20 protein-coding genes are annotated in these 25,219 nt (G+C 46.3%); 18 read left to right on the plus strand and 2 right to left on the minus strand.

Features of this window, described 5'->3' with window-relative positions:
* The first annotated feature begins 47 nt into the window (after window positions 1–47).
* The 11 genes from iolE to BK126_RS16685 all read left to right on the plus strand — a co-directional run bounded on the left by iolE (window position 48) and on the right by BK126_RS16685 (window position 15,962).
* Window positions 48–944 carry a myo-inosose-2 dehydratase gene (gene iolE / locus BK126_RS16635; protein WP_076313682.1) on the plus strand — a complete coding sequence of 299 codons (897 nt, stop codon included), beginning with the start codon at window positions 48–50 and terminating at the stop codon, window positions 942–944.
* Between the two features lie 31 nt (window positions 945–975).
* A complete protein-coding gene (locus BK126_RS16640; protein WP_076313683.1) occupies window positions 976–2,076 on the plus strand; it encodes a glycoside hydrolase family 88/105 protein in 1,101 nt (366 codons plus the stop codon).
* Between the two features lie 58 nt (window positions 2,077–2,134).
* Window positions 2,135–3,187: an inositol 2-dehydrogenase gene (gene iolG, locus BK126_RS16645; protein ID WP_076313684.1), complete on the plus strand. Its 1,053-nt coding sequence runs from the start codon at window positions 2,135–2,137 to the stop codon at window positions 3,185–3,187.
* A gap of 21 nt (window positions 3,188–3,208) precedes the next feature.
* A complete protein-coding gene (gene iolB / locus BK126_RS16650) occupies window positions 3,209–4,015 on the plus strand; it encodes a 5-deoxy-glucuronate isomerase (RefSeq protein WP_076313685.1) in 807 nt (268 codons plus the stop codon).
* A gap of 315 nt (window positions 4,016–4,330) precedes the next feature.
* Window positions 4,331–6,583: a helix-turn-helix domain-containing protein gene (locus BK126_RS16655; RefSeq protein WP_076313686.1), complete on the plus strand. Its 2,253-nt coding sequence runs from the start codon at window positions 4,331–4,333 to the stop codon at window positions 6,581–6,583.
* A gap of 414 nt (window positions 6,584–6,997) precedes the next feature.
* The gene (locus tag BK126_RS16660) at window positions 6,998–8,599 is read left to right on the plus strand and encodes an extracellular solute-binding protein (RefSeq protein WP_076313687.1); all 1,602 of its coding nucleotides are present in this window, start codon (window positions 6,998–7,000) and stop codon (window positions 8,597–8,599) included.
* An 82-nt stretch (window positions 8,600–8,681) separates the two neighbouring features.
* Window positions 8,682–9,584 (plus strand): ABC transporter permease, encoded by a 903-nt coding sequence (locus BK126_RS16665; RefSeq protein ID WP_076313688.1) that lies wholly within the window; start codon window positions 8,682–8,684, stop codon window positions 9,582–9,584.
* 22 nt (window positions 9,585–9,606) lie between these two features.
* A complete protein-coding gene (locus BK126_RS16670) occupies window positions 9,607–10,479 on the plus strand; it encodes a carbohydrate ABC transporter permease (RefSeq protein WP_076313689.1) in 873 nt (290 codons plus the stop codon).
* Window positions 10,480–10,567: 88 nt separating this feature from the next.
* The gene (locus BK126_RS16675) at window positions 10,568–11,530 is read left to right on the plus strand and encodes a sugar phosphate isomerase/epimerase family protein (protein WP_076313690.1); all 963 of its coding nucleotides are present in this window, start codon (window positions 10,568–10,570) and stop codon (window positions 11,528–11,530) included.
* 28 nt (window positions 11,531–11,558) lie between these two features.
* Window positions 11,559–13,304 (plus strand): hypothetical protein, encoded by a 1,746-nt coding sequence (locus BK126_RS16680; RefSeq protein WP_076313691.1) that lies wholly within the window; start codon window positions 11,559–11,561, stop codon window positions 13,302–13,304.
* Between the two features lie 102 nt (window positions 13,305–13,406).
* A complete protein-coding gene (locus BK126_RS16685; RefSeq protein WP_076313692.1) occupies window positions 13,407–15,962 on the plus strand; it encodes a beta-mannosidase in 2,556 nt (851 codons plus the stop codon).
* A 134-nt stretch (window positions 15,963–16,096) separates the two neighbouring features.
* Here the strand turns inward: BK126_RS16685 and BK126_RS16690 are convergent, their stop codons facing one another.
* Together BK126_RS16690 and BK126_RS16695 are read right to left on the minus strand one after the other, a co-directional pair.
* A complete protein-coding gene (locus BK126_RS16690) occupies window positions 16,097–17,158 on the minus strand; it encodes an anthranilate phosphoribosyltransferase (protein ID WP_076313693.1) in 1,062 nt (353 codons plus the stop codon).
* A gap of 21 nt (window positions 17,159–17,179) precedes the next feature.
* Complete coding sequence (locus tag BK126_RS16695) at window positions 17,180–17,767, minus strand: ANTAR domain-containing response regulator (RefSeq protein ID WP_076313694.1); 588 nt, start codon at window positions 17,765–17,767, stop codon at window positions 17,180–17,182.
* 412 nt (window positions 17,768–18,179) lie between these two features.
* Here BK126_RS16695 and nirB point away from each other — a divergent pair, with 412 nt between their 5' ends.
* From nirB to BK126_RS16730, 7 genes are all read left to right on the plus strand, one after another.
* A complete protein-coding gene (gene nirB, locus BK126_RS16700; RefSeq protein ID WP_076313695.1) occupies window positions 18,180–20,606 on the plus strand; it encodes a nitrite reductase large subunit NirB in 2,427 nt (808 codons plus the stop codon).
* A gap of 25 nt (window positions 20,607–20,631) precedes the next feature.
* A complete protein-coding gene (locus BK126_RS16705) occupies window positions 20,632–20,946 on the plus strand; it encodes a Rieske 2Fe-2S domain-containing protein (RefSeq protein ID WP_076313696.1) in 315 nt (104 codons plus the stop codon).
* The gene (gene cobA, locus BK126_RS16710) at window positions 20,943–21,725 is read left to right on the plus strand and encodes a uroporphyrinogen-III C-methyltransferase (protein WP_076313697.1); all 783 of its coding nucleotides are present in this window, start codon (window positions 20,943–20,945) and stop codon (window positions 21,723–21,725) included. Before BK126_RS16705 ends, cobA begins: the two co-directional genes overlap by 4 nt.
* Before the next feature lie 222 nt (window positions 21,726–21,947).
* Window positions 21,948–22,838 (plus strand): serine hydrolase domain-containing protein, encoded by an 891-nt coding sequence (locus BK126_RS16715; RefSeq protein WP_076313698.1) that lies wholly within the window; start codon window positions 21,948–21,950, stop codon window positions 22,836–22,838.
* A 6-nt stretch (window positions 22,839–22,844) separates the two neighbouring features.
* On the plus strand, window positions 22,845–23,312 hold the full coding sequence (locus BK126_RS16720) for an NUDIX domain-containing protein (protein ID WP_076313699.1): 468 nt from the start codon (window positions 22,845–22,847) through the stop codon (window positions 23,310–23,312).
* Between the two features lie 32 nt (window positions 23,313–23,344).
* A complete protein-coding gene (locus BK126_RS16725; RefSeq protein WP_256209687.1) occupies window positions 23,345–23,725 on the plus strand; it encodes a VOC family protein in 381 nt (126 codons plus the stop codon).
* A 24-nt stretch (window positions 23,726–23,749) separates the two neighbouring features.
* On the plus strand, window positions 23,750–24,619 hold the full coding sequence (locus tag BK126_RS16730) for a protein kinase family protein (protein ID WP_076313700.1): 870 nt from the start codon (window positions 23,750–23,752) through the stop codon (window positions 24,617–24,619).
* Window positions 24,620–25,219: the final 600 nt, after the last annotated feature.

Genomic DNA, 25,219 nt, shown 5'->3' on the forward strand with positions numbered 1-25,219 from the left:
AATAGTGAATCCACATACACCTTACCGGTAAAGGAGCGAACCTGAGAATGTTCAAAGAACATGCAGTGAAGCTGGCGATTGCTCCCATCGCCTGGACAAATGACGATATGCCTGAGCTTGGGGGAGCCAATACCTTCGAGCAATGCATTAGTGAGATGGCACTCGCCGGTTACCAAGGCAGTGAAGTCGGCAACAAATATCCGCGCGATCCAGTTGAGCTGCGGCAGGCTCTTGACCTGCGGGGCCTGGAGATCGCCAGCGCATGGTTCAGCGCATATCTTACCAACAGACCTTATGAGGATACGGCCCAGAAGTTCATACCTCATCGTGACTTTCTGCATGCCATGGGAGCGAAGGTCATTGTCGTCTCTGAGCAGGGCCGGAGCATTCAGGGTGAGATGACGACACCGCTCTTTACCCATAAGCCTGTGTTTACCGATGCTGAATGGACCTTGCTGGCAGAAGGACTTGGCAAGCTCGGCAGGCTGGCGGGGGATATTGGAATGAAGGTCGTCTACCATCATCATATGGGTACCGGTGTTCAGACAGCCGAAGAAATTGGACGTCTGATGGAGATGACAGATCCAGACGAAGTAGCGCTGTTGTTCGATACAGGTCATCTTGCTTTTTCAGGGGAAGATCCTGCAAAAGTATTGAAAGCCCATTTATCGCGTATTGAGCATGTACATTTAAAAGATATTCGTAAGGAACAGGTGGAGCAGGTTAAGAGGGAGGGACTCAGCTTCCTGCAGGCGGTCAAAGCCGGAGCTTTTACAACGCCGGGTGACGGCTGTATTAACTTTGATCCTATCTTTTCGACGCTGGCGGCTTCAGGATATTCAGGCTGGTTTGTCGTTGAGGCGGAACAGGATCCGGCGATTGCAAACCCCCTTGAATACGCTATCAAAGCACGGCGTTACATTAAGGAGCGATGCGGGTTGTAATTCGCTGCAGAGGGATAAGGAGAGTCACGAGATGGATAAAAGCGAACTGATCGGCAAGCTGAATTTAATTACGCATAAACTCATGAGTTTGGAGCGTCCAAGTAATGAACAGGAGCTTCAGCAAATGGGGGCAGATGCAGAACGGCGGGGGTATTTCGCCCGTGACTTCGGTATGGAGGAGTGGGATTGGCCTCAAGGTGTTGGACTGTACGGATTAAGCAAAATTGGCCATTATTTTAGTGACGACAGGTACGCCTCCTACGCAGTGCCTTGGCTGCAAAAGCAGCTGAACAAAGGCTTGCCCAGCCGCAATATCAACACAACAGCACCACTTCTCTCATTGATGGACCTGCAGGAAGCTCAGAAGCTGAGCCATGAATGGATGGATTGGCTGATGAATGAACTACCTCGTACAGAAGAAGACGGTTATCAGCATGTGACAACAGGTGCAGCTTCAAGCGAAATCACTCTCCACGAAAATGAAATCTGGATCGACACCTTATTTATGGCAATTCTGTTTACGGCCAAGATGGGTGTCCGATATGATGCCGAAGATTGGCGCCGTACTTCCATTCATCAGCTGCTTGTACATATCAAATATTTGTATGATAAAAATACGGGGCTGTTCTATCATGGCTGGCATTTTGGTGAAAGGCACAATTTCAGCGAAGCCTTCTGGTGCAGGGGGAACAGCTGGTTTGCACTTGGATTACCGGAGTATCTTGATCTGATGCGTCCTCATCTTGACGAAGGGGTATTCCTGTATCTGCAGCAGACATTCCAAGCTCAAGTCATGGCACTGCTGTCACTTCAAGATGAAAGCGGGCTGTGGCATACGCTGCTGGACGATACAGACAGCTATACAGAAACGTCCGGATCAGCTGCAATAGCCGCAGGTATTTTGCTTGGCGTGCGCAAGGGGCTGCTGCCTGCCTCTTATAAGCAGGCAGCTCTCAAAACGGTTCGTGCTGTAATCGAGAGAGTGGATGAAGACGGTGTGGTTCAAGGCGTCTCCGGCGGAACACCAATCGGAACTGTGAAAGAGGATTATAAGAACATTATTATTGCTCCAATGGCTTATGGACAGGCGCTGGCGATTGTTCTCATAGGAGAGGCGCTGTATTTCTGTTGATACTGATGCTTCAGACATGAAGGTTCAATATTATTACCTGTGCAGGAGGCTGAGAAATATGGAAAACTCAATCGGAGTCGGTATTATCGGTGCTGGGCGGATCGGTAGGCTGCACGCAGACAATTTGCTCAAGCTGCCTGCATTTTCATTGAAAACGATCGCTGAGATGACTGTAACCGAGGAACTGATGGAATGGGCACGAGTTCGCGGAATTACACAGGTGATAAGCGATGGTGAATTCGTGATCAATGACCCGGGGATTGAAGCGGTGTTTATCTGTACACCTACATTAACTCATATTGAATGGATCAAAAAAGCAGCCAGAGCAGGCAAGCACATTTTTTGCGAAAAGCCGATCAGCATGTCAAAGGAAGAAACAGCCGAGGCTCTTCAAATCGTTGAGGAATCAGGGGTAAAGCTTCAAATCGGATTTAACCGGCGGATGGACCCCAGCTTCCGTAAATTGAAGCAAATTGTGGAGGAAGGCAAGGTAGGAAAGCCGCATGTCCTAAAAATAACCTCGCGTGACCCCATGCCTCCCAGCGAAGCGTATGTCCGGACGTCTGGCGGAATGTTTATGGATATGAGCATCCACGATTTTGATATGGCGCGTTATTTAATGAATGAGGAAGTTACAGAGGTCTACGTGCAAGGTGCAAGCTTGATTGATCCAATGTTTGCTCGGCATGGGGACATAGATACAGCGATTATAACGCTTACCTTTGCCAGTGGAGCCATCGGTGTAATCGATAACAGCCGTCAGGCAGTTTACGGGTACGATCAGCGAGTGGAAATATTCGGTGACCAAGGTGCGGCTTCTGCGGACAACTGTCGTCCCACAACGGTAGAATTATTTACCGCTTCAGCTGTTCTGCGCGATAAACCGTTCCACTTTTTCTTAGAGCGCTATAACCAGGCCTATATGGATGAGGTGGCAGCCTTTGCAGAAGCCATTGCACGGAATGAACCTGTTGTTTGCTCAGGGTTTGACGGTTTACATGCAGAGAGGATAGCGGAAGCGGCGAAGGAATCACTGCGGACTGGATTGCCAGTTAAGCTGGCTGCACTTATCGCTCATTCTTCAGATAGCGGCAGCTCAGTGAATTTATAATCACGATAGAGGAGGGAGTCCATGTCTCGATTAATCATAAAGGCCGATGAACCAGATAAGGACGGGTGCATTGTGGCCGTTACACCAGAGACGGCAGGTTGGAAATATGTAGGATTTGAGGTTTATCAGCTGCAAGCTGGAGACAAGCTGTCCCGATTCACGGATGGAAATGAAGCCTGCCTCGTTCTACTTACCGGAAAGGCTGACGTGGAGGCAGGGGGACAGAAGTTTGCGGGAATAGGCAGCCGCATGTCGGTGTTTGAAGGCATCCCGCCACATGCTGTATATGTTCCGGCTCAGAAGAGCTATACTGTAACCGCACTAACCAAGGTGGAGCTGGCAGTTTGCTTAGCTCCGGCTACAGGTAAATATTCAGCAAGACTCATCACTCCTTCTGAAATGGGAATAGAAGCGCGCGGTTCAGGAAGCATGTCGCGCCAGGTGGTGAACATCCTGCCTGAGCAGAAGGAAGCAGAGAGTCTGCTTGTTGTCGAGGTGCATACAGGCGGGGGCAATTGGTCCAGCTATCCGCCTCACAAGCATGATGTGGATCAGCTTCCAGACGAGTCTTATCTGGAGGAGACCTACTATCACAGAATAAATCCGCCGCATGGTTTTGTAGTTCAGCGAGTATACAATGATGATCGGAGTCTCGACGAGACCCTGGCAGTTACAGACTGCTCGGTCGTGCTTGTTCCGGAAGGATATCATCCGGTATCGGCTCCGCCCGGCTACGATTCATATTATCTCAATGTGATGGCAGGGCCGGTACGAACCTGGGTATTTCGAAACGATCCAGAGCATGAATGGCTCTTTGAGAAAAAATGAACGAATTCATGTGAAAGTTCAAGTGCAAAAAGACAGGGAGGGACTTCAGCTTCGCTAATTGGCGCAAGGTGAGGTCCTTTAGCTTATTCACTTTACATTTTGTTATTGGCAAAAAAAAGCAAGAGATTTGACGTTATATAGTGATACAGCTCATTGATGTACTTCATGTACTTGTATGGCTCAATAGGACAGCTGTATGCTATAATGACAAAAACTAGAAACGGGTACGTCAAGCCAATTAATTTGGCCTGTTACGAAAGTGGAAGCGTTATGAACGGCTTCATCAGCAGACGAGGATAGAGGAGTTGTTGTCTATTGTCCCGTAATTGGTATCATCGATTGCTGCTTTCCTATTTTCCGATATTTTTGCTGACGGTAACGATTCTTATATTTGTCTCCTTTGTATTTGTTAATGATATCTCGCGGATGGAAACAAAAAAGGCTGATCGTATCGCTTCCAGCTATCTGGTGGATCGTATTGACCAGACACTGAAGGAGATCGAATTGTCAGTACTGGAGTCTGTGGAGAGTACCGAGGCTTACAAGCAGTATTTTACCAAGAGCGAGGTTGATACAGATGACGTTTATGCGATCGCCAAAAGTCTGCGGGAGCTTACTTCCAGCTCTCCGCTTGTTCAGTCGGTATATTTATATGACAAGAATAATGAAAACGTTTTAACGAAAACCGGACTGGAGGAAGTAAACGGCTTCTCGGATGAAGCCTGGCTTCGAACGATAACTGCAGGTGATCTGCCCTCTGGCTGGCAAAGGGTAAGGGAGTACGATGCGGGTCTTATTCAGCGTATGCCCGTACGCGTGCTCAGCATTAACAAGGGTCTGCCTTTACCATTCGGATCGGATGGAGTACTCGTCGTCAATGTTAAGATGAGCGGTATTGAGCAAATTGTTGATAGCATGGTTAATGGTCAGCTTTCTTTTCTTCATATCGTAGACCGTGAAGGTCAGGTTGTCTACCGTGCGCATTCCGGCGGTGAAGAGGAAGAGAGCGGGAAAGTGCTTAATTCCATTCCCTTGGATCGGCTCGGGTGGTATATCGATAGCGGAATTAAAGCCGGAAATTTATTCGGCTGGGTATCCGTCATATCCTATCTATGGGTTGCTATTGCTCTTGGGACGGTGCTATGTGCAATTGTATATCTGGTATACATTACCCGGCGTAATTACAAGCCGATTCAGGTCATTATGAACCGAATCGAAGCTCATCAAATCCGTACGATGGATTTATCTGAGTCAAAGAATGATGAAATGAAGCTGATTGACGGCGTGCTCGAAAATTTGATTCATCATATGTCTGACTATGACAAGAAAAGCAGGGAGAATATACTGCTGCAGCGCAGCAAGCTGTTTTCTGACCTGTTACACGGTGAACATTTAGACAACAATATGGCTGTGCGGCTTAGAGAGCTGTCTCCATTTACTGTTATTCAATCTTCGTCTTGCTTTGCTGTTGTCGTGTGTGAAATTAATCGCTATGAGAAATTCTTCGAGGAGAGATATTCGAGAGGGGACCAGAACGCACTCAAATTTGCACTTATTAATGTGTTCCAGGAACATGCAAGAGGCGCAAACTTGCAGTGCTGGGCAGAATGGATTGGACATGACCGTTCAGCTGCGATTTTTCATGCTGCTCAAGAGAATAAGGATCTAACGGATACGATCAGATATGTTGCTGAGGAGTGCCGTTCCTGGGTTGAGCAAAATTTGCGAATCTCACTCAGCTTTGGCATTGGACCGGCAGCGGATGGAATGGCCAAAATTCGTGATTCCTATATCGCTGCCGATTCAGCTATGCAGCACAAACTGCTGAGAAACGGAGATATTACGCTCTCCGGTTCTAATGAATCGCCTCATCAATTGTTAGAGACATATACTTATTTACAGATGATCGCTGAATTTGTTAAGCAGTTTCGCATGTCCAGCAGTAATTGGCGGGATCAATTAGAGAACATATTCGCCACCTTCGAGAAGCATTACTTACCGGATGACCATATCCGATCCTTAATCAAGACCATGCTGCAAATGCTCAGCAGAGAGGTTGCTGTCATGTCAGAACAGCTTGAAGAGGAGCTGTCGGGAGAGAGTATTGAGAACACCATGAAACTGCTGGAAGAAGCGGAGACGTTAGATACCATTAAGTCTATTCTCTTCGAATATTTAACCGACCTGTTTCGCACCTATGTCTCAGTCAGTGAAACCAAAAGCTATCGAGCGATGGTTAATGAGATGAAGGATTACATAGAGGAGCATTTCACGAATCCGGATCTATCCTTAAAGCATCTGAGTGACCGTTTTCAGATTTCCGGCAAATACGCCAGCTACCTATTTAAAACGGAGTTTAATATGAAGTTTGTGGATTTCGTTACAGAGCTTCGGATGAAGGAAGCGGAGAAGCTTCTCCTGGCTACAGACGCTTCGCTTCAAGATATAGCTCTTCAGGTCGGTTATGCTAATGCGATATCGTTTGGAAGAGTGTTTAAACGATTGGAAGGGATTACACCAGGGGATTTTCGGAGAATAAGGCGTCATTCGTCGGTTACTGAAACATAGAAAACAGCTGTCACGAATTCATAGGACATGATTGAATCTCAATAAAGAATGCATCCATGCAGGCCTCTGCTTAAAGTGAGGGGAAAGCTTGGATGCATTTTGTTTAAGCCGTTATTTTTTCATGAGTTGACGTGGTGTATGCGGAGGAATAGGGAGAGAAGCCTTTTTTTGCGAATATAGGCAGTATGTGAAAATGGTTTATTCTCTGGTCAGTCGTCGAGTTCGGGAATTCAAGGTTAACAAATAAGCTGGTAAGGGCTTGTCTTAGAATAAGGCTGCTCCTAACGAAAATAGTTTGCCCATAAACCAAAAGTCCGATTTTGCCTAGAGAGGTGAGCCGAAACTAGTTTATTGTCAAAATCGCAGCTCCTGTGAAATACTTTGAACACATCAAACGGTGAAGGAGATGGAAAGATGACACTAAAGGCACATCGAGGAGTCTTGAAAAAGGCAATCGGACTTAGCATGACAGCAGCTCTAATCATGTCCCTGCTTGCTGGATGTTCCGCAAGCTCTAATGAAGGAACGTCAGGCAGCAGTACTGCTGAAGGAGAGCGTGTTACCTTAAAGGTAGAAGTGTTTGACAGGGGAAACAGCCCGGCACCGTATACGATCACGAATAACTATCTAAGCAATCTTGTGCAAGAGCGATTTGGAGACCCGAATAATATTGATGTCGAATATGTTCCCATTCAGCGCTCAGAGGAAGTAACCAAGCTAAACGTTCTTATGGCAAGCAACACCGATGTGCCGGATATTGTCTTTGTGTACGATTCCAGCGTATTTTATCGCTACGCACAGCAAGGCGGACTGACGGATGTTGGTGAGCTGATTGATCAATACGGACCGAATCTTAAGAAATTTCTTGGTGAAGATACGCTGAAATTCGGACAGCTTAACGGACAGCAGTTCGCTATCCCGGGTAAGCGGGCGATAACCGGCCGCTACAGCTCCTACATTCGTCAGGACTGGCTCGATAAATTAGGTCTGCCGGTACCAACGACAACTGACGAGCTCTACACAACGTTGAAAGCGTTTAAAGAACAGGATCCCGGTAATTTAGGCAGTCAAAATATACCGATGGGCATGGCGCTTGCCCCTGCTCAGTTTGAAACCTTGATCTACTCCTTTATTAAGCCGGTGAAAGGCGACTTGACCTACGGACAGCGTTATGAGCTGCCTCTTCATGAAGGGTTCAAGGATGCCATGCAATTTTTAAACAAGCTGTACAACGAGGGCTTAATCAGCAAGGACTTCAGCTTGGATGAAGACAAGTCACAGCTCGGTAAGGATATTCAGAACGGAAATGTCGGCTATTGGTCGGAAGACGTTGACGTTTTATTCTACAAGGACGGAACACTTGATAATTTGTACAAAAATGTTGAAGGCAGCAAGGTGCTTCCGGTCGATGTGTATACAAATGCTCATGCAGATAACAAGTACATCAAATCCCGCTACGGGACTAACGGAATGTACATTATGATTCCGAAGAGCAGCAAACGTGCTGTGGAAGCGATCAAATATTTGGACTGGATGGCTTCAGAGAATAATCTGATTGACATTTACAGCGGTGTTGAAGGTGAAAACTACGATCTGGTAGATGGTATACCGGTAGTGAAGACGGATGTTACTCAGGAATTCGCGGATCGACTGTTTAACGCTGGGGACATGGCGATCATTTCGAATGGCAAGAACATTGGAGATCAAGCCACAAATGAGAAAGCATGGATTATGGGCTTCCCTGAGCATAACCAAGAGCTGTTAAGGCAATCGATAGACATCGCCAATACAGATACAGTCGGCCCGATTATCTTCGATAAGCCTATTGAAGCAGAGTCCAAGTATGGTACAGCATTAAAAGACAAGCTTAACGTCATGATCGTCAAGACCGCCATGGCCAAACCCGAGGAGTTCGAGAAAGTGTATGAACAGGAAATGAATGATTATATGTCCATTGGCGGAGCGGAACTGAAAAAAGAACTGGAGCAGGCTCTTCAGGCACTTCCAGCGGAGTAACAACTATAAGTTAAAGAAACCGTGGCGAGTGGTGCTGGCCGCTAATCGTCCCGGCTTTTTTTCTCGATAGGAGGAGACCGAATTGACCAAAGCGGCATATTTTAAACGTTATTGGCAGTTGTACGCGCTTCTTTTGCTGCCTATCCTATACTTTCTCATTTTCCGCTACGGCCCGATGTATGGGGTGCAGATTGCTTTTAAGGATTTTAACTTGTTCCAAGGCATCAGCGGCAGTGAATGGATCGGCTTTGACGCTTTCCGTGAAGTTTTTGCCATGCGGGATTTCTACACAACACTAAAAAACACGTTTATGCTGAATTTCCTTGATCTGCTTGTCTCGTTCCCGGCCCCGATCATTCTGGCTATTATGCTGTTTGAAATTCGATCGGCATGGTTCAAGAAAATATCTCAAACCATTCTTTACATCCCTCACTTTATTTCATGGGTTATCATCGGTGGAATTGTCTATCAGCTGTTTGGCAATCAGTCAGGGATGGTCAATGGAGTGCTTATAAGCATGGGACTCGATCCCATTCCGTTTCTAACCGAGAAAAACTCTTGGCTTATTACTTATTTGTTCACAGGAGTTTGGCAGAGCGCGGGATGGGGGACGATTCTGTATTTAGCGGCTCTGACAGGTGTTAATAAGGAATTGTTTGAAGCGGCAGAGGTGGATGGGGCTACACGTTTGAGAAAGATATGGCATATTACGCTGCCTAGTATTAAGCCGACCATCGTTACTTTGCTGATTCTTAACCTAGGAAAAATGGTCAGTATCGGGTTTGATCGTCCGTATATTATCGGAAATACGGCAGTGCGTGAATATTCTGACGTCCTTAGTACCTTTGTTTATCGGATCGGTCTAGAATCCGGGCAGTATACGCTGGCCACCGTAGTCGGCTTGTTCCAGGCTGTGGTAGGACTCGTGTTCATTCTCGGCTCTAACTATATATCGAAGAAAGTAACGGGTGACGGAATCCTGTAACAAGGAGAAAGGGGATGTAGAAATGAGTGAACGTGCTTCAAACCGGATTTTTGACATCATTAATATTACGTTTGTCGCTTTGTTTGTGTTATTCTGCTTGGCTCCATTCCTGCATACGATCGCCGTTTCACTGAGCTCTAACCGAGCGATTACTTCCGGTGAAGTGACGATATTTCCAATTGAGCTGAACTGGGACGCATATAAACAAGTGTTCTCAGACCAATCCATGATTCAATCGCTAGGGTTTACAGTGATCTTAACCGTGGCTACAACGGTGCTGTGCATGCTGTTTACGATTGCTGCCGCTTATCCGCTGACCAAAAAGAATTTAAAAGGGCGCAAGCTGTTTATGTACGTCATCATTATTACGATGTTCTTTAGCGGCGGAATCATTCCCGAATACTTGCTGATTCGAGATCTGGGGATGATCAATTCAGTATGGTCACTTATTTTACCGGGTCTGGTTAGTCCGTTTAACCTGATTATCCTCATTTCTTTCTTCAACAATATCCCGTCCAGTTTGGAAGAGTCAGCCGAGATTGATGGCAGCTCCCATCTTCACACCCTGCTGAAAATTATATTGCCGCTGTCTATGCCGGTAATGGCCACGCTGGCTCTCTTTTACGCCGTCGGACGATGGAATGGATTTCAGGATTCATTGATGTATATTACCAACCCGGATTTGTACCCGCTTCAGTTAAAGCTGCACCAGATGGTACAGAACAACATGGTAAGCGAGCTGACTCAGATGGAGGGGGCGAACCGTACACCGCTCACACCGGAGAGCTTAAAGGCGGCTACCGTCGTTTTTGCTACTGTACCTATTCTATGCGTATATCCATGGCTGCAAAAGTACTTTGTAAGCGGGGTTATGCTTGGAGCTGTTAAAGGCTAGGCATTCACTGAGTACTGGCAGGGCTTGTTTATGAACTAATCATTTGCACTTGCACAGTGGGACAGCTTCAGAAGGGAGATTTCAGAGGATGCAGGACAAAGGAGAGTATTCTTTTTCAACTTGCTGGAATATTAAGCGTCATTCTGTCGGCAAAAGCATGCTCGCCGAAATAGCTGAGCTTGGCTTTCGCCGGGTGGAGTTGAATTACAGTGTAACTCGAGAAATGCTGACTACAATTGAACCGATGGTTGAACAGGGAAAGATTAAAGTTTCTAGTGTCCATAATACGTTTCCGTATATTCCCGATCCTGATTATGGAACAGATTCCGTATTACTTGGCTTCGAAGACAAGGATAAACGGGAGCGGGCTGTTGAATTGCTTATCGGATCGGCGGAGTATGCACATCGGTATGGTGCTCAGGCCGTCGTCGTACATCCCGGCGAGGTACCTTTTCCAACGGATATAAGCAAGGAGCTGTACGCCATTTATAACAGCGAAGGAAAACACACTGATGCGTATCGTCAAAAATGGGCTGAGCTGATGGAGCGGCGGGAGGAATATAGCAGAGGTTATGTCCAAACCATCATAGAGAGCTTGGATGAAGTGTGCAGTCGTACACTGTCCAAAGGGCTTAATGTGCGATTTGGCATTGAAACCCGCTCTAAGCCGCAGCAAATTCCTACACTTGCAGAGGCAAAAGTGATTATCAACGCATTAAAAGGTGCTCCCGTTGGTATCTGGTATGATACTGGGCATGCCATCATGATGGATCGGCTCGGATTATACGATAGTGTAAGTGAGATGGAGGGACTGATGGATGATATAGTAGGAGTCCATATCCACGAAACGATCGGGCTGTCCGATCATTGGTGTCCCTATGTTCATAGCCATGACGTGACCTTCTATGATGCTTATCTGCCGATGATTAAGCAGGCTCAGATCAAGGTGTACGAACTGAAGGCTGCCTGCCAGCCGGAACAGATTCACGAGAGTCATCAGCTGCTTGTTTCTAAGCTGAACGAAGAAAATTCCCATTCACATTCGCTGTGAATTTGAACGGATAAGGAGGTAGTCCTAATTGTACAAACAACTGGTAGCATTCAACGACATAGCAGTAGAGGAAGGCTTGTCCAGACAGGTGCTTGATCGAGGCAGTCGTTACTATGGGGGGACGGTGGATCCTGAAACGGGGATTGCATGGGTTAACCATACAACAGGGACACCAACAGACATGAGCTATTGGGGTGCTGCATTGGTTAACCCAGATTCAGCTTATTACCGGGATGAGGAGCTGCTCTCAAGGCTGGAGCTTGCAACGGAATTTGTACTGCGCAGGCAGCACAAGGATGGCACGATCTCTCCAGGCTGGACGAACTTTCATTCTCCGCCGGATACGGCTTTTGTCGTAGTTGGCTATGCTCAGCTGTACCAATTACTGGAACTTCAGGATTGGAAGCCTCTGTCCACTGTACTAGGAAATATGCGCCTCTTTCTGGAACGCACGATTCCAGCTCTACTGACAGGGGGAGGTCATACTCCCAACCATCGCTGGGTGCTGTGTGCTGCACTCGGCTTTCTGCATGAGCTATTTGGGATGAAGGAGGCGGTTCTACGGGCACAGGAATGGCTGGCGGAAGGTATGGATATGACTCCTGATGGAGAATGGACGGAGCGGAGCAACGGGATATACAGTGCGGTAAGTGACATCATGCTTATACATGCGGCCCGGCTGCTGAATCTTCCGCAGCTGCTTGATCCGGTTCGGCTCAATCTGCGAATGATGATGTATCTTGTGCATCCAACAGGAGAAATTGTTACTGATTATTCTGGGCGCCAGGATTTTGGGCGTTATCATGATTTATCGCCTTACTTTTTGCCCTACGCCATCATGGCTCAGTTAGATGAGGATGCCCAGTTTGCCGGAATGGCGAATATGGCCGGAGCTGTGCTGAAGAATCCGGGAGTTTGTTCGGTTAATGTGCTCGTAAGGATGCTGCTGGAGCCGGAATTGCAGCAAGCTTCCAATCTTATGGAATCCGTACCAAGCCGATATGAAAAAATGCTGAACGGAGAGTTCCTGCGAGGGAGTTACTTGGACAGCATGGAAGGAGCAGGCCATCACGGACGTATATTCCACAGCCGGCTCCATACGGATTTTGGTGCACCTGTTGTTCGGATCCGGGAGGAGAGGACCAGTGCTACGCTGATGACAGAGACACCTTCTTTCTTCTCACTGCGTCATGGGACGGTAAGGCTGCTAGGACTTCAATTGGCCTCCTTCTTTAATCCGGGCTACACACCGATGCAGGAAATCACGAAGCTGGCAGGCGGTTATCGAATGTCTGGTGAACAAAGAAAAGGCTACTACGGCCCTGTAGCTGAAGGGCTCCTGCCTGCTACGTCAAAAACGCCCATAAGTCCATGGTATCTGCTCCCACACCATCGTCGTTTGCTGACACATGAGCAGACATTCCGAGTGCAGATCGATGCCATTCGCAGTGAGAATGGCTGGACGCTCCAACTGGAAGGAGGCGGGCTGGAGGATATTATGACTCAAATATCATTTGTATTTGGGAATGAAGGCGAGTTTACTTCTGGAGAATTGTCGGAAACAGAGGAAGGGCATTATATGTGGACCGGTGGTACGCTGAGGTATTCTTGCGGGGAAGACTGGATTGAGCTGACAGGTGCAGTTGGGCCTGAACACAAGGCTCCTTCAGTAAGAGAGGCATCGATGCCCGCGAACTGTAAGGTTGTACTCGCCAATGTTATGACACCCTTCAGCAAGACAATTCATATTAGATTATCTTCTTCTTTGTATTAGCAGATTGTGGTTAATTTTACTGATAACGCTTCCATTATAGTTTGCTCCGATGTACACTAATAGAGGTTCACTAAAGAAAATAAGAGGAGTGGCATACTGGAGATGGAACTGTCAGGTATATGGAAGCTGATGCATTTTGACGTTGGGGAGAAGAATCCGCTTGAGCTTGCCGCACCAGGATTCGATGATCGATTCTGGATCGGGGCGAGTGTACCGGGAGATGTTCATACGGCTTTAGTGGAACGGGGGATTATTGATCCGCCGTATTACGGTCATAATGACATCAAGAGCCGGTGGATTGAGCAAAAAGAATGGTGGTACCGTACAACGTTCACCTTGGATCAGGTCAGTGAGGCCGGAGAGAAGACCGAGCTTCATTTTGCAGGTCTGGATACGTTCGCGACCATCTATGTGAATGGACATGAGATTGGCAAGACGGACAATATGCTGATGTCGCATCAGTTTGACATAACCCGAATTGCCCGTAAGGGGTGGAATTCAGTAGCAATCAAGTTTGATCCGCTGTCGCTGCATCATAAGGACAAGGAGTTATTTGATTGGTCTTCCTATACCAAAGAGCGTCCATGGATTCGGAAGGCAGCCATGAACTTTGGCTGGGATTGGGGTCCCCGCATGGTCACTGTCGGTGTGTGGGGTAAAGTCCATGTGAAGCAATACCGCCATGCCAAGATTGAACATATCGCGTCAGTGACCGCAGCTCTATCGGAAGCAAAGGCAGAGGTTCATGTGAGCGCTGCTATTAAAAGATATGTAAAGCAGGCGGATTATCGCCTTTCTATAAATATTGTAGAGCATGATGGAAGGATCGCTGCTGCAGCTGAGCTTCCAGTCGAACAAGCGGGTGCAGACTTTAAGCTTGAAATTCCTGCGCCTAAGCTCTGGTGGACGCATGATTTGGGAGAGCCGTATTTGTACAGCATTGAGGTCAAGCTGTATGATGGCGATGACTTGCTTGATACTTATGAAGAAGCCTTGGGTATTCGGACACTCGAGCTGGCGCTGAAGGACTCGCAGGATAGAAATTCGTTCGCATTTATACTAAATGGCGTCAAAGTCTATGCCAAAGGTGCCAACTGGATTCCTGCCGATCATCTGATCGGATCGATCCCGGATCAGAAGTACTGCGATCTGGTTGATCTCGCGGCAGAGGGTCAGATGAACATGCTGCGTGTATGGGCAGGCGGCATTTATGAGAAGGACGTTTTTTATGAGGCGTGTGACCGCAGAGGTATCCTCGTATGGCAGGATTTCGCTTTTGCAAATGCGCTGTTCCCTGATTTTAACCGGGATTTTATGGATAATGTGAGACGCGAAGTGGTAGATAATGTGCTGCGTCTGCGGAATCACCCATCTCTTGCATTGTGGTGTGGAAATAATGAGATTGATTGGCTCTATGACATGAAGACGTCAAGTGGTGATATCCGGAGTCCATTCTACGGGGAGAGCATCTATCATGAGCTGATTCCTGAATTGCTTGAAGAGCTGGACCCTTCCCGTCCGTACTGGCCTTCATCACCTTATGGCGCTGAGTCAGGACAGGATGCGAATGATCCCGCTACAGGAGATCGGCACAATTGGCAGGTCTGGCACGGCTCAGTCTATCCAAGAAAGCATGGAGAAGAGCCCGTGCTGGATTACAGCATTCAAGGGGTAACCTTCAAGAATTATAAGCAAGATTATGCGCTGTTTAGCAGTGAATTTGGCATGCATGCCTCAGCTAATCGCTATACACTTGAGAAAAATATGCCCCCAGGCGAGTTCTATTGGGGAAGCCAGGAAATGGCTTACCGGAACAAGGACACCAATCATCAGAAGGGGATATTGTTAATGGAAGGCTACACAGGCATTCCGTCCGATATTGAAGAGTACATGAATTTCTCTATGCTTACACAGGCGGAAGGATTGAAGTATGGCATAGAGCACTTCAGACGAAATAATGACCGCAATAGTGGTGCGCTGGTCTGGCAGTTAAATGACAGCTGGCCGGGAACAAGCTGGGCGATGATTGATTATGAGCTTCTGCCTAAGGCCTCTTACTACTACGGGAAACGATTCTTTCATCCTTTGCTCTTATCCCTTGAATATGAAGCTGGTGAACCGCTTCGTTTATGGCTTGTCAATGATACGCCGAAGTCCGTGAGTGGAGTGATTGACCTGAAGGTATATACTTTTGATGGAGAGATCATTTATGCGGCTTCCTATGAGGCACAAGCAGATCCAATCTCGTCGAAGGTGTATGCTGTGCTTGATGAAGCAGATATCCTGCAAGGATTCGGTCCTAGTGAAGTTATGATTGAGCTGTCATCCAGCTCGCTGCAAGTCCCTGCCAATCGCTATTACTTAAGAGACCCGAAGGATCTAAGTCTGGAGAAGACTCATCTTCACGTTCAGGTAGATGAGATGAATAGCACGGTAACGATAACGGCTGTGGACCATATGGCTCGATTTGTCAAGCTGGACCTGCCTAAGGGAAATGTCAAATTCAGTGATAACTACTTTGATCTGCTTCCTGGTGAGCAGAAAGTTGTAACGATTACACATCGTCATGGAGAAGATTTGCCTTGGTCAGAGCTTAGAGTCAGTGCACTTAACGAGGCATCAGCTACTCAAGTGAAGCAGACGAGTCGTATTCATTAATTTTATGGATGAAGCGGCAGCTGATGTAACTCATTACTGAAAGCTCAGAATAACACGCTGCACACATAAACAAGCCCTTCCTCCAATGATTAGGAGAGAGGGCTTGTTTGTTATATGGTTTACTTCACAAGGATTCATTTCAACTCCGTCACGACACTCGCCGGCTCCGGGTTCGGGGTGATATGCTCACGGAACAACTGATAAGTATTCCAGGCGTCTCCATTCTCAAGTAGAGATTTGCTGATATAAATACCTTCCTCGATCGAAGGTGCATGCTCTGCGATATATAACCGGACACCTGCATTAAAGATGACTTGATTCATAAACGGCATCATCCCTTTGCCTTGCAGAACTTCGAGCGTGACTTCAGCCTGCTTGGCTGCGGTCCATTTTATATCAGGAACATAAGAATCAATATCATACATTTCGGGATCAAGCACGAGCAGTGTGGTCTGACCATTCTGCGCAAGATAGGTCCGGGTTGGCCTGTGGATATGCAAGTCTTCGGAGCCTTCCGATCCTTGAATGATCATAGCCCTTCGATAGTTCAAATCCGTCAACAGCTTGGCTGTTTTCTCAAACACGGTATTATGAAAAATACCAAACACCAGATAAGGAGAGTGGCTGTAATCAATCAGCTTCTCTGCAGTATTAAAGATGGTGCGCAGCCCCATTTCCTCACGGAGCTGACGAAGCCCGCTCAGCCTACCGCTGTATCGTTCTGCTTGTACGAAGCGTACGCCGCTCGCTTCCGCTGCCTGCTGGCAGCTGGCGTCATCAGCGGTATCTGTGTTGATACCGAGTGCTCTGAACAATACCGGATAGGTTACTCCCCATTTGGGAGGAAGCGGCTCGGAGCCATGTAGTGTTACTTTGACACCGGCAGCTGCAACGACAAACGCGGTCGCTAGTGAGGCGTAATAAGAATTACTGCGTCCATCATATGGCCCGGCAAAATCAATGCCTTCATGAGCATAGCTGCGATCAGCATATTTACGGCAAATGTCAACAAATGCTTTTAATTCATCCGTGCTTTCCATTTTGAGTCTTGCTGATGCAAGGAAAGCACCGATCTGAACAGGCGTTGCCGTTTGTGACAAGATTAGCTCTGCACACCTAGCGGCTTCCTCGTAGGTCAAATCACGAGAGCCTCTTTTACCTCTGCCCACTTCCTTAAGAAAATGGTTCATATTCATAGGGTTACCTCCTTACGATGCTTAAGCTTTGAGCATTTGATGGGCCTTGACGATGGAGACAGCGACGTCTACGATCCGTTTTCGTTCATTCATCGCCTTTTTGCGGAGAAGGTCGTAAGCCTCGGATTCACTAATACGATTAATATCACTAAGAATACCTTTAGCCATGTCAATCCATTTACGATCCTCGATCCTGGCGAGCAGCTGTTTGCGTTCACTGGCCCATTCCTGTCTTTCAAAAAAACGTTTCTCACTAAAGTGCAGCGTCCAATCAAGCTCATGCTCCTTCATGGCAGGAGTCAATATTCCATCAATGGGTGCCTCGACTTCACAGGAAGTGATAGAAGCACTAGCTGCATCCGGACTGCACCACCACAAGAGAGGCAGAGGCTTGATCTGAATCAGCTTCTCGCTCCACGACTGAATCTCGTACACAGGCAGGTGCAAGATGGCGGCGTCTGCCTTGGATATATGCGCGTGGATGTCGGCTTCATTACCCGCAGCGAGAACAAGATAACCACTGGACTCCAGCAGGGATTGGGGGCGAGTATGCTCTTGCGTCAGGCCGGCATCTTGGACATGGGTTTCTACAAGTAATAAAGAACGCATGGAAGCCTGGGCACCTCCTTATTTGTTGAAAAATCATAATGCCATGGATTGGTTCCGTTTCATCATTTTGTTCATTTTCTCTCGTTTGTTTCCAAAAAGCAATCCTTATTTTGTGAAAAAACACACTGTTATTATTAAATTTGTGAGAAAACCTCACGTCAAATCAGTTTATTATACATAGATATTAATGTAACATGGAACACTGCGTAAAGTATATTGACATAAAATAAAAAACAAATTATAGTAATAACATCAAATTCATAAACGTCTTCGAATACAATGGCGTATTCGTCTAGGAATGGCAACGAAGCCTGACCTCGTTTGATCCAGGGAACAACTGTGTTCTCTGTTGATAGCGCGGCAGGCTTTTTTTGTTCATAAAGAGAGGGATTTCGGAAGGGAGAGGTACAATATGTCTGAACGCAGCAAATTAGTACTTATCGGTAACGGGATGGCTGGTATTCGAACCATTGAGCATCTGCTCAAGCTTGCACCGGAGAAATACGAAATAACCGTTTTCGGGGAGGAGCCTTACCCAAATTACAATAGAATCATGTTGTCTTCGGTACTCGCGGGTGGAACGTCAGTAGATGACATTATCATAAATGAATGGTCTTGGTATGAGGAGCATCATATTCGCTTATATACAGGGGATCCTGTTATTGAAGTCAATACAATGAAGAAGACGGTCACTTCCGCATCAGGAGTAGAGGCGCCATATGATCAGTTGATTTTTGCAACAGGATCTAAAGCATTTATACTCCCTCTGCCCGGCGCGGATAAAGAAGGCGTTATCGGCTTCCGAGATGTGAAGGACTGTGAAACGATGTTTGAAGCTTCCGCTAATTATAAGAAGGCGGCCGTCATCGGGGGAGGATTGCTGGGCCTAGAAGCGGCGCGTGGTCTCCTGAATTTGGGCATGGATGTGACGGTCATTCATAACAGTGAGTATCTAATGAACCGACAGCTCGACATTCCAGCATCAACCATGCTGCGCAAGGAGCTTGAAGGGCAGGGTATGAAGTTCTTACTGAATAAGCAAACGGCAGAGCTAGTCGGACGGAGGCGTGTAAGTGGGCTCAAATTCCGGGATGGGGAGAAGCTGGCTGCTGACCTGGTTGTCATGGCTGTCGGCATTCTGCCCAATGTAACACTTGCTAAGAGTGCCGGACTTGCGGTGAAACGTGGAATCATCGTAAACGACAGTATGGAAACCAGTATACCGGGGGTATATGCGGTAGGTGAATGTGCAGAGCACAATGGAATTACTTACGGGTTGGTAGCACCCCTTTATGAGCAAGGGAATGTGCTGGCTAAACATTTGGCGAATGTGGAGCACCAGGGTTATCACGGCTCCGTTACTTCGACGAAGCTGAAGGTGTCCGGTGTCGATGTATTCTCGGCAGGTGATTATCTGGATACAGAGGATACCCGTTCCTTGCGTTACCAAGATGATATCGACGGTGTTTACAAAAAAATCGTGCTCCGCGGTGATCAGCTGGTTGGAGCCGTATTGTTCGGAGATACAAATGATGGAGCTTCCTTGTTCTCGCTTATCCGCAGCGGGGAGTCGATTGCGGGACGAGAGAAAGAGCTGCTTCTTGGAATGAAGCTGGATACGGCCTCTGCAGGTGCCAAAATCATGGATATGCCCATGGACGAAATCGTCTGCGGCTGTAACGGCGTTACGAAGCAGACTGTCGTTGATGCCATTGGTCAGGGCTGTCATAGTGTTGCTGAAGTCAAGGGCTGTACCAAAGCATCAGCTTCATGCGGCGGCTGTAAACCGATCGTTGAACAGCTGATTACCGCTTATGCAGGGGATGCAGCGAAGACAGGAATGAAGGAAGGGATCTGTTCCTGTACAACACTTGATCGTGAGGAGATCATTGCAGGTATTAAGGAAATGGGTCTGAAGAATGTGAAGGAAGTCATGAACGTCATGGGCTGGAATGAGCCGGAAGGCTGTACCAAATGCAGACCCGCACTGAACTATTATCTTGGCATGCTATGGCCGTCTGAATATGTAGACCAGAAGGAGTCCCGTTTCACGAACGAGCGTTATCATGCGAACATTCAAAAGGATGGAACGTTCTCAGTAGTACCACGGATATATGGCGGTGTTACTTCTCCGGGTGAACTGAAGCGGATTGCTGAGGTTGCGGAAAAATATGATGTACCTATGGTGAAATTCACAGGTGGACAGCGTCTCGATCTGCTTGGTGTCAAGAAAGAAGATTTGCCTAGCATGTGGGAGGATCTCGATATGCCTTCTGGTCATGCTTATGGCAAAACACTCCGCACGGTCAAGACCTGTGTGGGATCAACCTTCTGTCGATTTGGAACGAAGGACTCCATCGCGATGGGCATCCGGCTTGAAAAGACATTCGAAGGATTAAATGCTCCGCATAAAGTGAAAATGGCGGTATCCGGTTGTCCTCGTAACTGTGCCGAATCCGTAATTAAAGACGTGGGTGTGGTCGCACTGGATGGAGCATGGGAGATCTATGTTGGAGGTAACGGCGGGATTAAGGTTAGAGCCGGAGAGCTGTTATGCACAGTGAAAACAGAGGATGAAGTCGTCGAATGGTCTGCTGCATTCCTTCAATATTATAGAGAACAAGCGAGCTGGGGTGTGCGTACTTCAGATTGGATCGAAAAAGTTGGCCTCGAGTCTATCAAGGAAGCACTAGCTGATGCACAGTATAGAACTGAGCTTGTGTCTCGGATCAATGAGACATTGGCAAAAACGGTAGATCCATGGAAAGAGATCGCTCAGAACAAAGAGCTTCGGAAGAACTTCGAGCCGCTGAATCGTTATCAGCTCTCACATGAATAGGGATAAATAGGGGGAGACATAAGCCATGAGTCATAAATATTTGGTAGCATACGAATCCGATATTGATGTCCTAGGAACAAGAGTTGTGATGATTGAGAACACCGAGGTTGCTCTGTTCAAGCTGAGTGACGGTACCATTAAGGCGCTCGAGAATCGTTGTCCCCACAAGGGAGGGAAGCTCTCGGAAGGGATGGTATGCGGCAGTAATGTGCACTGCCCGCTTCATGACTGGAAAGTCCATCTCTGCAGCGGAGAGGTTCAAGCACCGGATGAGGGCAAGGTTGATGCCTATGCGCTCGAAATAGATCCGGCGAGCGGTGCCGTTTATGTAACGTTATGAAGAAGAACAGCGGATATGTAAGCATAGTTGGTGCAGGTCCTGGAGACCCTGAGCTGCTCACATTGAAGGCACTTCGGTGTATGGAGAAGGCAGATATTATTCTGTATGATCGTCTGGTGAACGAAGAGATTCTCAGCTATGCGCGGCCTGAGGCAAGGAGAATCTACTGCGGCAAAGCGCCTGGCGTTCATGCCATGACTCAGCAAAAGATACAGCAGAAGCTTATCGAATACGCAGCAGCAGGCCATCATGTCGTCAGATTGAAGGGTGGAGATTCATTCGTCTTCGGCCGAGGAGGCGAAGAGGCGCTTGCTCTGGCTGAACGAGGAATTGCTTATGAAGTCATTCCTGGAGTTACTTCCGCGATTGGAGCCGGCAGCTCCGCTCTTATTCCACTTACGCACCGTGGTGCAGCGGTTTCGTTCGCCTGCATAACGGCAAGCCGAAAGGAAGAGGGTGGAGATCAGCAGGAGATAGGCAAGCTTGCCATGTATGTGGACACCTTGGTTATATATATGGGAGTGAGTCATATCTCAACTATTCGCAATGAGCTGATCGCATCCGGAAAAAAAGTGGATACACCGGTTGCTATCATTGAGAGAGGGACCACGGAGCAGGAGCGAATCATGGTTACAACTTTGGATCAGCTCGAGGAGACTGCCAAGATCAATGCGATTGAGAATCCGGCTCTCATTATTATTGGTGAGGTTGTGAAGGTGAGGGAGGAGCTGCTGCAGTTACAGCAGCAGCTGCCTGCTCGAATGGAGCAGATTGGATAAGGGAATAGTTATGGTAGTTTATACACCATCATTTTGAAGAGTATGCCAAGAGATAGGCGATTACGTCTACCTTGGTGTGCTTTTTTAGTATGCTAGAGGTGTGAAATGATGGACATGAGATTGCGAGTTACAATATTTACATTATATTGCTATAATTTAGTTTGTTTCGTCCTGAAAACACTATTTGCTAAGTTAATAGATTGAGCGAAAGGAGTTGTTCGATTGAGTAGTTTAGACACCCTTGAAAGAGCACTTAGAAAAGATAAGATCGTTAGCTGTGTTGTATATAAAGGTGAATCTGTCATTTTTGAATATTACAAAAACCGGAAAGCCAAAGAGAAACCCTTCAAAATCAATTCGGTTACCAAGAGCATAACGTCCGCATTGTGCGGGATCGCGATTGAGCAAGGCTATATTGAGAACGAGGATGTTTCTATTGGTCATTATTTCGAAGACATGGATAGTACAAAGAAGAACATAACGATAAGACACTTACTAACGATGTCCTCCGGCTTGAAATGGCCAGGTAATGAAGCGATGATTCCATCAAAGAACTGGGTGAGGTTTGTTCTCGAACAGCCCGTTGAGTCGGAGCCAGGAAATGACATGAAGTATAGCTGTGGTAATTCACATCTGTTAAGCGCTATATTGCAGAAGGCAACACAAATGAATACAGTCGATTTTGCGAAGAAGAATCTGTTTGGGCCGTTAGGTATTGAAGAATTTAATTGGTATCAGGATGCCCAAGGGATTACAATTGGTGGATTCAGCATGGCAATGAAGACGGAAGATCTGCTGAAATTCGGCATGCTATATTTACATAACGGGAAATGGAATTCGAAACAGCTGATTTCTGCCGAATGGATTGATAAATCAACAAGAAGCCTGTCGGTAGAGGAAACGTCATATGGCTACCATTGGTGGATATTAAAAGACAAGAATCCCTTAAGCGAAGAGGATAAGACCTTCTATGCTATGGGGATGGGCGGGCAATACATATTTGTTAACAAACAGAGACAATTAGCTGCTGTGTTTACAAGTAATCTAACCGATGATGTTTCAAGTCCTATCCATTATTATCAGAATTATATTTTGAAGCTGCGAGAGGGATAAACGAAGATGAAAATTATTGTAACAGGTGGAGCTATTATACGAGATAAGCTCGGCCGGATATTAATGCAGAGAAGATCGGATTATGAGGATTGGGGGCTCCCAGGTGGTGGAATGGAGGCTGGTGAGTCCATTGAAGAGACGATGATCAGAGAGGTGTTTGAGGAAACAGGCCTTTTGGTGAAACAGCATGAGCTTTATTCCGTTTATAGCGGCTCACGAATGAAATATCGGTATCCAGATGGAAATGAAGTCGTTTTTGTCATGTTTATTTTTCATGCGGAAGCAGACTTGGAGGGTAGGATTGCTGAAGACGACCGTACTCTTATTTATAACGATGTCGATCAGGAATCTCTAACTCTTGAATTTAAATTCCTTGAAGAGATTGTAATAGAGGATATAAGCTCCGTGCAAAGACCAGTATTTGAAGATTTGAAAAGAGATCAGCAAGGGACAGTGATTAATATGAGGAAATAAAACGGAATATCACACTAGAAGGAGATGCTATTATGTCTATGAATATGAGGTTTAGAGAAGTGATTCCTATCCTACGGATCTTCGATGAGAGGAAAGCAAGAGAGTTTTATATCGAATATTTAGAGTTTCAGGTGGATTGGGAGCATCGTTTTGAGACGAATCTACCCTTGTATATGCAGATATCCAAGAATGGACTTAGGATACATTTAAGCGAGCATTATGGAGATTGCAGTCCAGGAGGAGCCATTCGAATCGAAATAGATGATATTCAACAATTTCATCAATATCTGCTAGCCAAACAATATCACTTCTCCAGGCCTGGATTAGAAAGCATGCCATGGGGCAGTGAGGAATGCTGTGTCATTGATCCATTTGGAAACAGGCTTATTTTTTACGGGTCCACAGTTAAGTAAGTAATTACGAGCAGGAGGTGAAGAATGAGCAGTCCTATCGTCTATCAAATAGATCAGGTTTCCTTTTGCCTTAAGGAACATCTTGATTTCAGTTGGCTTAGTCAGCTTGGAACTGTATTTACGGTGTTTGATCAGCAGGATTCAGGTAATATCAGCTTTGGGGTAGAGCAGGCAGGAGAGAAGCGTTTTGTAAAATTTGCCGGAGCCCGGACGATGGAATACGAAGGAGACCCTCAGTATGCAGTCGCTAAATTGGTGGAAGCTGCCTCATTGTATGAGGAGCTAAAACATCCGGTCCTAGTGGAGCTTATCGATCATTATGAAGTAGCTTCAGGCTATGTGGCAATATTTAAATGGTTTGATGGCGAATGCCTTCATTCTCACTGGGCTTATCCTCCTCCAGCCAAATATACAGATCCTGATTCTCCCTTCTATAGGTTCAAGCATTTATCCATCGAGAAAAGACTTCGGTCATTAAATCGCATCTTTGACTTTCATGTTTTTGCAGAGGGAAAAGGTTATGCCGCCATTGATTTCTATGATGGAAGTGTTATATATGATTTTGTGAATGATGAAACTAGAATTTGTGATATTGATTACTATGAGAAGAAACCATTTTACAATCAGATGGGAAGATTATGGGGATCATCCAGATTCATGTCTCCAGAAGAATTTGAACTCGGTGCAGAGATTGATAGTCGAACCAATGTGTATACCATGGGAGCAACGGCATTCGTGTTATTGGGCGGTGAGCTTGATCGAACCCTTGAGAGATGGGATGCAAGTGAAGCACTGTATAAGGTGGCGCGGAAAGCAACTAGTCAGGACAGGCGCAAGAGGTACAGCTCTGTAAAAGAGTTTTATAAGGCTTGGAATGAAGTGGTGAATTCGTAATTTGAAAAGCACCAAATAACCCTCCAAAGGAGTTTAATTTCACATGGAGGGTAGTTAGTTTTAGCTCTTAATTAATGAATGGTCTGAACTCTTTAGCCACTCTGTCAAATTCCTGAGAAAAATCTCTTGTATTGTTGAGCTCTTTCGGTAATTCGTCCATTAATAAACGGACTTGTTCTCTTAACTCAGATTCGTTTGGACGTTGGATGCGTCTGGATTTGAAACTTGATTTCTTACCAGTCCTATATATTGATGCTTCAGTAAGTGAAACTCATTATCCAGATTAGCCAGTTCGAGAAAGTTATTTGTATTTTTTTGTACAAAAAGATCTAATCGATCACACACCATATTAATATAAGCTATAACATCAACCATCAGTGGAGAAATTTCATCAGGCTCGTCGCTTTCCTCAATAAGAGCTAAGGACCGATCCAGCGATTGGAGACTTAAAACAAATCCGTTATAGTAGGCTTTAGCCTCGTTTTTTGACTGATTATATCCGTTTAGAAAAATAATCGATAGTAGAAAAAGAACTATAACGACTAAAACAATGATTATAGCGTATTTTTTTTACTCATAACAGTTTAAGAAGCTCCTTTC

Source organism: Paenibacillus sp. FSL H7-0326 (assembly GCF_001955535.1).
In the GTDB taxonomy this organism is placed as follows: Bacteria; Bacillota; Bacilli; order Paenibacillales; family Paenibacillaceae; genus Paenibacillus; species Paenibacillus shunpengii.

Bases quoted from the DNA above. Each gene is read 5' to 3' on its own strand.
- iolE (WP_076313682.1), top strand. From the start codon at position 48: ATGTTCAAAGAACATGCAGTGAAGCTGGCGATTGCTCCCATCGCCTGG.
- BK126_RS16640 (WP_076313683.1), top strand. From the start codon at position 976: ATGGATAAAAGCGAACTGATCGGCAAGCTGAATTTAATTACGCATAAA.
- iolG (WP_076313684.1), top strand. From the start codon at position 2,135: ATGGAAAACTCAATCGGAGTCGGTATTATCGGTGCTGGGCGGATCGGT.
- iolB (WP_076313685.1), top strand. From the start codon at position 3,209: ATGTCTCGATTAATCATAAAGGCCGATGAACCAGATAAGGACGGGTGC.
- BK126_RS16660 (WP_076313687.1), top strand. From the start codon at position 6,998: ATGACACTAAAGGCACATCGAGGAGTCTTGAAAAAGGCAATCGGACTT.
- BK126_RS16670 (WP_076313689.1), top strand. From the start codon at position 9,607: ATGAGTGAACGTGCTTCAAACCGGATTTTTGACATCATTAATATTACG.
- BK126_RS16675 (WP_076313690.1), top strand. From the start codon at position 10,568: ATGCAGGACAAAGGAGAGTATTCTTTTTCAACTTGCTGGAATATTAAG.
- BK126_RS16685 (WP_076313692.1), top strand. From the start codon at position 13,407: ATGGAACTGTCAGGTATATGGAAGCTGATGCATTTTGACGTTGGGGAG.
- BK126_RS16690 (WP_076313693.1), bottom strand. From the start codon at position 17,158: ATGAATATGAACCATTTTCTTAAGGAAGTGGGCAGAGGTAAAAGAGGC.
- BK126_RS16695 (WP_076313694.1), bottom strand. From the start codon at position 17,767: ATGCGTTCTTTATTACTTGTAGAAACCCATGTCCAAGATGCCGGCCTG.
- nirB (WP_076313695.1), top strand. From the start codon at position 18,180: ATGTCTGAACGCAGCAAATTAGTACTTATCGGTAACGGGATGGCTGGT.
- BK126_RS16705 (WP_076313696.1), top strand. From the start codon at position 20,632: ATGAGTCATAAATATTTGGTAGCATACGAATCCGATATTGATGTCCTA.
- cobA (WP_076313697.1), top strand. From the start codon at position 20,943: ATGAAGAAGAACAGCGGATATGTAAGCATAGTTGGTGCAGGTCCTGGA.
- BK126_RS16720 (WP_076313699.1), top strand. From the start codon at position 22,845: ATGAAAATTATTGTAACAGGTGGAGCTATTATACGAGATAAGCTCGGC.
- BK126_RS16725 (WP_256209687.1), top strand. From the start codon at position 23,345: ATGTCTATGAATATGAGGTTTAGAGAAGTGATTCCTATCCTACGGATC.
- BK126_RS16730 (WP_076313700.1), top strand. From the start codon at position 23,750: ATGAGCAGTCCTATCGTCTATCAAATAGATCAGGTTTCCTTTTGCCTT.